Origin of the sequence: Haliscomenobacter sp. (assembly GCF_033763495.1) — a bacterium.
Classification (GTDB): domain Bacteria; phylum Bacteroidota; class Bacteroidia; order Chitinophagales; family Saprospiraceae; genus Haliscomenobacter.
The window spans coordinates 1-8,182 of record NZ_JANRKL010000143.1 but is presented as its reverse complement, the minus strand read 5'-3'; the positions used below and the strand labels follow the sequence as shown (position 1 = coordinate 8,182).

8 protein-coding genes are annotated in these 8,182 nt (G+C 45.5%); 4 read left to right on the top strand and 4 right to left on the bottom strand.

What is annotated here, in order from left to right:
• The 3 genes from SFV55_RS14530 to SFV55_RS14520 all read right to left on the bottom strand — a co-directional run.
• Positions 1–461, bottom strand: a 461-nt coding sequence (locus SFV55_RS14530; RefSeq protein WP_320030240.1) for a PLP-dependent transferase, incomplete at its 3' end; no start/stop codon positions are given.
• 321 nt (positions 462–782) lie between these two features.
• Positions 783–2,126, bottom strand: coding sequence for an APC family permease (locus SFV55_RS14525; protein WP_320030239.1), 1,344 nt, complete (start codon positions 2,124–2,126; stop codon positions 783–785).
• A gap of 161 nt (positions 2,127–2,287) precedes the next feature.
• Entirely contained in the window at positions 2,288–2,839 is a 552-nt protein-coding gene (locus SFV55_RS14520) for an acyl-CoA thioesterase (RefSeq protein WP_320030238.1), read from the bottom strand.
• 124 nt (positions 2,840–2,963) lie between these two features.
• Here SFV55_RS14520 and SFV55_RS14515 point away from each other — a divergent pair, with 124 nt between their 5' ends.
• The 4 genes from SFV55_RS14515 to SFV55_RS14500 all read left to right on the top strand — a co-directional run bounded on the left by SFV55_RS14515 (position 2,964) and on the right by SFV55_RS14500 (position 7,111).
• Complete coding sequence (locus tag SFV55_RS14515; RefSeq protein ID WP_320030237.1) at positions 2,964–4,352, top strand: AAA family ATPase; 1,389 nt, start codon at positions 2,964–2,966, stop codon at positions 4,350–4,352.
• The gene (locus SFV55_RS14510) at positions 4,349–4,846 is read left to right on the top strand and encodes a hypothetical protein (RefSeq protein ID WP_320030236.1); all 498 of its coding nucleotides are present in this window, start codon (positions 4,349–4,351) and stop codon (positions 4,844–4,846) included. Before SFV55_RS14515 ends, SFV55_RS14510 begins: the two co-directional genes overlap by 4 nt.
• Before the next feature lie 75 nt (positions 4,847–4,921).
• Complete coding sequence (locus SFV55_RS14505; RefSeq protein ID WP_320030235.1) at positions 4,922–5,665, top strand: glycosyltransferase family 2 protein; 744 nt, start codon at positions 4,922–4,924, stop codon at positions 5,663–5,665.
• A 144-nt stretch (positions 5,666–5,809) separates the two neighbouring features.
• Positions 5,810–7,111, top strand: a complete 1,302-nt coding sequence (locus SFV55_RS14500) for an aminopeptidase P N-terminal domain-containing protein (protein ID WP_320030234.1) — start codon at positions 5,810–5,812, stop codon at positions 7,109–7,111.
• A gap of 183 nt (positions 7,112–7,294) precedes the next feature.
• Here SFV55_RS14500 and SFV55_RS14495 read toward each other — a convergent pair whose 3' ends face one another.
• Positions 7,295–8,065, bottom strand: coding sequence for a zinc ribbon domain-containing protein (locus tag SFV55_RS14495; RefSeq protein WP_320030233.1), 771 nt, complete (start codon positions 8,063–8,065; stop codon positions 7,295–7,297).
• Between the last annotated feature and the right edge of the window lie 117 nt (positions 8,066–8,182).

The following is an 8,182-nucleotide window of genomic DNA, read 5'->3' as shown; positions in this document are numbered from 1 at the left end:
CTATTGGGGCTCTCCAGGTAAATGATCCGGGTATTGGGGCGGATGGCCTCGGAAAAGTTTTCCAAAAGGGTGCCATCGACGTAAGTGGTATCGACATTGAAACGGGGCAGGATGTTGTCAAACATGCGTTGCGCCCAGGTGTAGGGCTTATTGACACTCACAATGTGCTCATCTGCCTGGATGTTGGCGAGCACCGCGGCGAAAATTGCTGCTGCGCCGCTGTTGAAAACCAGCGCATCTTCGGCCCGGTCCAGGGCTGCCAATTTTTCCCGCAAAATATCTACTGTAGGGTTGATGCCCCGGCTGTACAAATAACCACTCGATTCGTCAGCAAACAAATCGCGCAATTCATCCACCTTCCGCACCTGAAAATTGCTGGTTTGGATGATGGGTGGCGCAATGGCGTTGAAGTAGTCTGCGCGGTTTTCGCCAAGTTCGTTGAGTATAAATGAAAGTTCCATGAGAATGGGTGTGGGTGTGGGTGTGATGGTGTGGGTGTGACGCGCACGCCTGAGATCACCACTTACCCCACTATGTTATACAAAATCAAAGACACTTATTTAGGTGAGTGTGGGCCTTCCTTCCCCGATCTACCTCGCCAGCCCACGGATTTATCCGCAAGAATGGGTGTGTGTGTGATCGTGTGAGTGTGGGTGTGTTGGCTTTTCATTCCTCCAAGCCCTCCGCCAGCCCACGGATTTATCCGTGGGAGGCAATCCCAAAAAAGAACCCATGACTTTAGTCGTGGGAACTTGATCCGTGGGACTTGATCCGTGGGAACTTCATCCCTGAGAACGCCTCCGCAACACCCCAAAATACAAAACCCCCAGCCCAACCAACAACCCCATTCCAATCCCCGCCGCCCCCGGCTTCTGAATCACCACTGCTACCGCCACCATCGCATAACTCAGCACAAAAAACGCCGCTAGATAAGGTGTATACTTTGCCAAAGCCCCGGTCACCCGCGCATTGCCCTCACCTCGGTGCCGCAAAATAAACAAAGTCGCAGCAGAAGTACACATACCGATGCTATCCAAAAACATGGTGAAGCTCAAGATTTGGTCGATTTGTTTGCCAATGAGGGTAATGATGATGGTCAGGATGGCGTAAGCCGTAAGCCCAGGTACCAATGCACCCGTACGAGGATGCCGACGACTGAAAATTTTTGGCAAAACCCCATCTTCACTCATGGCGCACATTACCCGTGGATTGCTCATCAGGATGATGTTGACATAAGTGAGCACCGAAAGAAACATGGCCAGATCGAACACCTTGCCGCCAACTTTGCCAAACCAGGCCTCAAACAATAGAGAGCCAATGGCTGTGGCATTCTTCATTTTTTCAAAACCAATCACTTGGACATAAGCGTAGTTGATGGCCAGATAAAGGAAAATGGCGAGCAAAGTTCCCGCAATGATGCCCTTGTGCAAAGCCGGGCCTGGCTTGGCTTCCGCACCAAAATTCAAGGTTTGTTGGTAGCCTCCATAAGTGAAGGATACTGCAATGAGGCTCAAGAGCAAAAGCAGTACAGTGTTGTTGCCTGTAAAAGTTTGCACGGGTTGATTTTCGTAACCATGTGGCTCAATGACCACTCCCGCAAATAGTGTTGAAATCAGGATCAAGATCAAACCTATTTTCAACACGGTCATAAAATTCTGGGTTTGGGCGCTGGTTTTTAAGCCCAACAAATTCACGCCATAAAACAAGCCCACGGCAATGGTCGCCATGGCTGTATTGAACAACACGCCTGAGGGGTGCCCAAACACCAGGTCACTCAGATAATCCGCCCCGATCAGGGCCACTACACCCAGATTGGCCGCATTCACAATCAGAACCAGGATGTTGACGGTAAAACCCACCACAGGATGGTATCCGTAGTTGAAAATCTGGTAAAAACCACCCATGACCGGGTACCTTGCTCCAATTTCGGCGTAGGTCAATGCCCCACAAAGGGCCGTAATGCCCCCAATGATCCAGGCGGCAAAAAAGATGGTTTGGGTACCCGCATTGGCTGCAATGATGGCGGGTGTTTTGAAGATTCCCAGCCCAATGATGAGGCTGACAGTAATGAGGGTAATGGTGGAAAAGCCCAGTTGGTGGCTTTTGGCGGCGTGGTTTTCAGACATACGGCGATTTTGCGCCCTAGACTACGAAAAATTTAGAAATGTTTAGCATTTTTTGGGGATTAATTGGTTGAGAAGGTTGAGGGAGGTTGAGAAAGTTGAGGCTGCCGCGAGCGACTTAGGCACTGGCGATTCTCAACCTTCCTCAACCTTCCTCAACCTTCTCAATTTTTCTTCGGTAGCTCTACACGTTCTTTTTGCAACAAATGCAAATTATCCTCCAAATCCAGGCGGTTTTTTTCATTGTCGAACTCATCACTAAAGGCTTCTTTGAGCCGTTTGCGTTTGATGGATTCCAGGCAGCGACGGATGTCTTCGTCATTTTCCAGGGCCAGGGGTGGGACTACACACAGTTTCCCTTCGGCATCTTTGGCTACCATGGTGAAATACGAAGTATTGGTGTGCTTCTTTTCACCAGTGATCACGTTTTCCGATTCCACCCGGATGCCCACCACCAGGGAAGTACGCCCCACGTAATTCACCGAGGCGTGTAGGGACACCAGCTCCCCAACCGAAACGGGCTCCCGAAAATTCACACCATCTACGGATACCGTGACCACGTAGGCACCCGCGTGTTTGGCCGCGCAGGCGTAGGCTACTTTGTCCATAAGGGAGAGTAAAATCCCACCGTGAATCTTGCCACCGAAGTTGGCGTACGCCGGAATCATCAGTTCGGTGATGGTGGTGCGGGAGAGGGAAACGGGTTTGGGTTGCATAAGGTTCACTTGAATTAAAAACGCAGGGCAAGGTAGTAAAAAGCCGGAAGTCTTGCATCCTAAGTAGGTATGGGCTATTTTTGTTATCTTGAGTTTCTTTAATCGTTCCTTATAATTTTGGCAGATGATCGTAGAAATCAAAAATTTTGGGCCAATTGAGTCTTTTACCTTTGATTTGAATAAGGACTTGCATTTCATCATTGGGGAGAATGGGGTGGGGAAATCGTATGCGTGTTATTGTTTGTATTGTGTGTTGAAGAATATGTGGAATTCAGCTCAAGATGTTGAAAATATTCGCCTCTCAGTTAATACTACTCTTGATGTTTCTGATGATGAAATTTTGCTTAATGATATAATAGTTGAACACCTCTCTAAGGCTCTATCTAACTCATTCATTAAAAGTTTAAAAAATTCATTTTCTAATACCTTTACTAGTCTGGATAAACTCATTAATAATTATTCTAAGGAAAATTATTCAGTATTAATTCAGGGGCCTGAATTTCGAATTATGATCGATTCGGATGATAATGGGGTGCCATTATTGTCATCAATTGAACTTAGAAATAACTTTACCATTAAAAAAGAGAATCAGACCAATATCAGTTTCTATATTGGTGAGCATAAATGGAAAACAATTCCAAATTCAAACTTTGAGGAAGGTTTCTCGATTGAGCGTTTTCGCTTCCTTGATGAGTGTCTAAAAATTGTAACATTTCAAATAGCAACGGCATTTAGATCATACCAATATACTTTTTTGCCGTCTTCAAGATCTGGTTTGTATACTGGACTGAATAGCCTTGTCCCAATTATGTTGCAACTTTCCCAGAATCGGAATTCGCTGCCAAATCGAACAATTCAAATTCCTTCTTTGCCTGATCATATAGGCGACTACTTTATTGATTTGTCCACATTGAACCCTTCAAATGAGAACCAAGGGCTAGATTTGTCAATCAAAAATATAGAACATGACATTTTGAAGGGCAAGGTGAGGTTTGATAAAGATCGTAATAAGATATTTTACAACGCTAAAACATCTGAGCATCTTGATTTGTCTTTGGAAGAATCTTCTTCAATGGTGGCAGAGTTATCATCCATTGTTTTGTTCCTTAAGCATGTTGTTAATCATAAATATAAAGATGTTGTTGACGCAGATTGGAGAGATTCTATCCAAAACTTAATGATCATAGAAGAACCAGAAACCCATCTTCATCCCGAACTTCAGATACGTTTTATAGAGACCCTTGCAGCTTTAATTGATCAGAATATTAAACTCATCCTCACCTCCCACAGCGATTACATGTTTAACAAGCTCAACAACATGATCCTCGATCATAAAGTAGACCCAAAAAGAATTGGCATCTACCATATAATCAACACACCCAAAGGCAGTATTGTCAACCCTGAAGTTCAAGCTACTGAAGAGGGTATGATCGATACTAATTTTGCCAAAAGTGCCGAAGCCCTTTTCGAAGAGCGTATGGAAATACTTGAACGTCAGAATAGTACAGTATGATTGAAAAGATTAAAGAAGAGCCCTTGTTAAGTCGATTATTAAGGGATGAATGCGAAGAAAACGAGGTTTGTGTCACTTTTGACGAATCTATTCCCAAAGAAAATTATGTCATTTTAAACATCGATGAACATTATCGATCAATCCAACTGAATCGTCCACCTACTCCTGATTGTCTCATTGTGCAACAGTGTGAAGATGGGACATATTCTTTATTTGTAATCGAACTAAAAAAAGCGGCCAAGCCCCGAGGTTTTAAAGTTGATAAACTGGTGGCAAAATTTGAAACCTGTCTCAATGATTTCATGGCCAATGAGTTTAAGGACATTTTCGATCAAAAATTTAAACGAGTTCAATTGTTTTTTGTATCAAATATTGACCCGCAGACAAACAAATCTTTAATCCTCAAAGGTTTAATCAGTCGATCAATAAACTTCCAAGGAGCCAATCGTCCAATTGTCCCAAAAATGCCAAACTACAAAATCGAAAAATGCTAAGCCTAAATTTAAAGTTTGAGGCTCCCTGAATTTCGGGTTTCATTCCCTATCTTCGCCCCCGAAATCCAAGCAAGCATGTACAAAGGCAAAAAAGTCATCGTCGTCCTGCCGGCTTACAACGCCGCCCGCACCCTGCAAAAAACCTATCAGGAAATCCCATTTGACCTGGTAGATGAGGTCATTCTTTGCGACGATGCCAGTAAAGACAATACTGCCGACCTGGCCCGCAGCATTGGCATCAATCACGTGATCAAACACGAAAAGAACAAGGGTTACGGGGGCAATCAAAAAAGCCTCTACAACAAGGCCCTAGAATTGGGTGGCGACATTATCATCATGCTGCACCCGGATTATCAGTACACGCCTTTGTTGATCCCTTCGATGGTCAACATCATTGGGGAAGAGTTGTACCCGGTGGTGTTGGGCTCCCGCATCCTGGGCATGGGTGCACTCAAGGGGGGGATGCCGATGTACAAATACATTGCCAACCGCTTTTTGACTTTTTCCCAAAACCTGCTCATCAACTACAAACTCTCCGAATACCACACCGGATATCGCGCTTTTAGTCGCCAAGTGCTGGAAGGCATCAATTTTGAGCAAAACTCGGACGACTTCGTTTTTGACAATGAAATGCTTTCTCAAATCGTTTACGCGGGCTTCGACATTGCCGAAGTGACCTGTCCAACCAAGTATTTTGAAGAGGCTTCTTCGATCAATTTCCGGCGAAGTATGAAGTACGGATTGGGGGTATTGCGGGTGTCGATTGGGCATTTTTTGAGTCGGGTAGGGCTGCTTAAACTCAAGATGTACCGGAAATAAACCATCGCTGGTATTTATTTCTTTTTTTTGCTTTCTGCGGCGGCTGAAGTAAAAAATCATCGCTTTTCCAGCAAAAGCCCCAATTCCTTTGCTAGCAATCCAATATCTTTTATAATTTAGGGCTTGTTTAAAAGGAAAGCGACCATGAAATACGATCCGATCAACCCGGACTTTTTTGTCAACAACCGCAAGCGTTTCATGCGCAAGATGCAGCCCGAATCGTTGGCAATCTTTTATTCCAACGATTTGATGCCACGCAGCGGAGATACCTTTTTCCCCTTTCGACAGAATTCGGGCTTGTTTTACCTCAGTGGATTGGATCAGGAAGAAACCGTGGTGGTCTTGTTTCCGGATTGTATTAAGGAGGGATTTCAGGAAGTGGCATTTGTAAAACGCACCAGCGATTACATTGCCATTTGGGAAGGAGAAAAATACAGCAAAGAAAAAGCCCGCGAAGTTTCTGGCATTCAAAAAGTGTATTGGTTGGATGAGATGGCCCCTATTTTGCATGAATTGATCCTGCTGGCCAAGCGCATTTACATCAACACCGAGGAGCACGACCGTTTTATCCCCGAATTGCCTACCCGCAACATGCGGCTGGCTCGCGACGTCATGGAGCGTTACCCTGCGCACAAGTACCACCGCGCCCAGCCCATCCTCAAAAAACTGATGATGAACAAGCAGGAGGCCGAGGTGGAACTGATTCAACAGGCCATCGGGATTACTGGCAAAGCGTTCAAACGTGTGCTCGAATTTGTGCGGCCCGGGGTAATGGAATACGAAATCGAAGCCGAAATTACCCACGAGTTCATTCGCAATCGCGCATCCGGACACGCCTACGATCCCATTATTGCTTCCGGGGCCAACAGTTGTGTGTTGCACTATACCCACAATAACCAGGAGTGTAAGTCCGGGGAAGTCCTCCTGATGGATTTTGGAGCTGAATATGGGCATTACGCCTCCGACCTCACTCGGACCATTCCGGTGAGTGGCCAATTCAGCAAACGCCAACGCAGCGTATACGACGCGGTGTTACAGATCATGCGAGAGGCCCAACAATTGCTTGTACCTGGCACCACGCTGGAGGAATACAGCAAGGAGGTGGTCAAAATGATGGAAAGTTCCCTCATTGACCTCAAATTATTGAGCCGCAAAGAAATTGAGCAGCAAAACCCTGAGTTACCCCTGTACAAGCAGTACTTTATGCACGGTACTTCTCACCATTTGGGGATGGATGTGCATGATCTTGCCGATCGTTATGTCCCGATTCAGGAAGGAATGGTTTTCACTTGTGAGCCGGGCATTTACATCCGCGATGAAAAGTTGGGGGTTCGGATTGAAAATGACATCCTGGTTACGGAGAATGGGCCACTGGATTTGATGGCGGGTATTCCGGTGGAAGCGGAGGAGATTGAGGAGTTGATGTCGGTGATGATCTCGGAGTAGTCTTTAGGTGATGCTTAAGTGCCTTCGGTTTCTTAGGTGGTGAAAATATATCCTGCTCCGCAGGTTTTTCCTTTCACCACCCACGAAACCGAAGGCACTTAAGGATTCTCTAGTAGTACAAAAAAGAGGGATACAAAGCAAATTTGTATCCCTCTTCCCATTTTTAAATGGCTTTCAAAAAGCCTATCCAAATTCAGCCTGATGCTCAGCGATTTTGTCTCCAGTCAGGATGTAGTCATCCACGAGGATACGGCCGCAGTGCTCACAAGCGATGATTTTTTTGCGCATGGAAATTTCCAGCTGTACTTGTGGTGGAATCTTGTTGAAGCAACCTCCACAAGAATCGCGTTGAATGGTAACCACCGCCAAACCATTGCGGTAAGAAGAACGGATTTTGTCATAAGCCTTGATCAGACGCTCCTCGATGTGTTCGCGGGCAGCATCCGATTCAGCGCGCAGGGCACGTTCTTCGTTCTCCGTTTTGGAAATGATCTCGTTCAGCTCTATTTGCTTGGCTTCGAGGTCTTTTTTCTTTTTAGCCAGGCGTTCTTCAGTATTGGCTTGGCTTTCTTCTTGCTTGGCCACGTCCATTTTAGCCTGCTTGATGCGCTTTTCCGCCAATTGAATATCCAAATCCTGCATTTCCAATTCCTTGGTCAATGCTTCGTATTCGCGATTGTTCTTTACGTTGTCGAGTTGCGTTTTGTATTTGACCTTCAATGCTTCCGCCTCTTTGATATTGGTCGCGAAGCGCGCAACAACAGCTTGTAGTTCTTTGACGTTGTTTACCGTTTTTTCCAAACGGGTCTCCAAACCGGCAATATCATCCTCCAGGTCACTAACTTCCATGGGCAATTCGCCCTTCAACACCTCAATTTCACCAATTTGAGCGTCGATGAGTTGGAGCTGATACAGCGTTTTGAGCTTTTCTGCTACAGTAATTTCGTTAGCCATGTTTGGTTGTTGTTAATAATAATGAACGGGATTGGTCTTCACGCTCGTGCAATAGCGCGCAAAGTTACTATATTTTTTTGAAATAATCTCGTGCAATAATTCAATGGTAAATTGCTC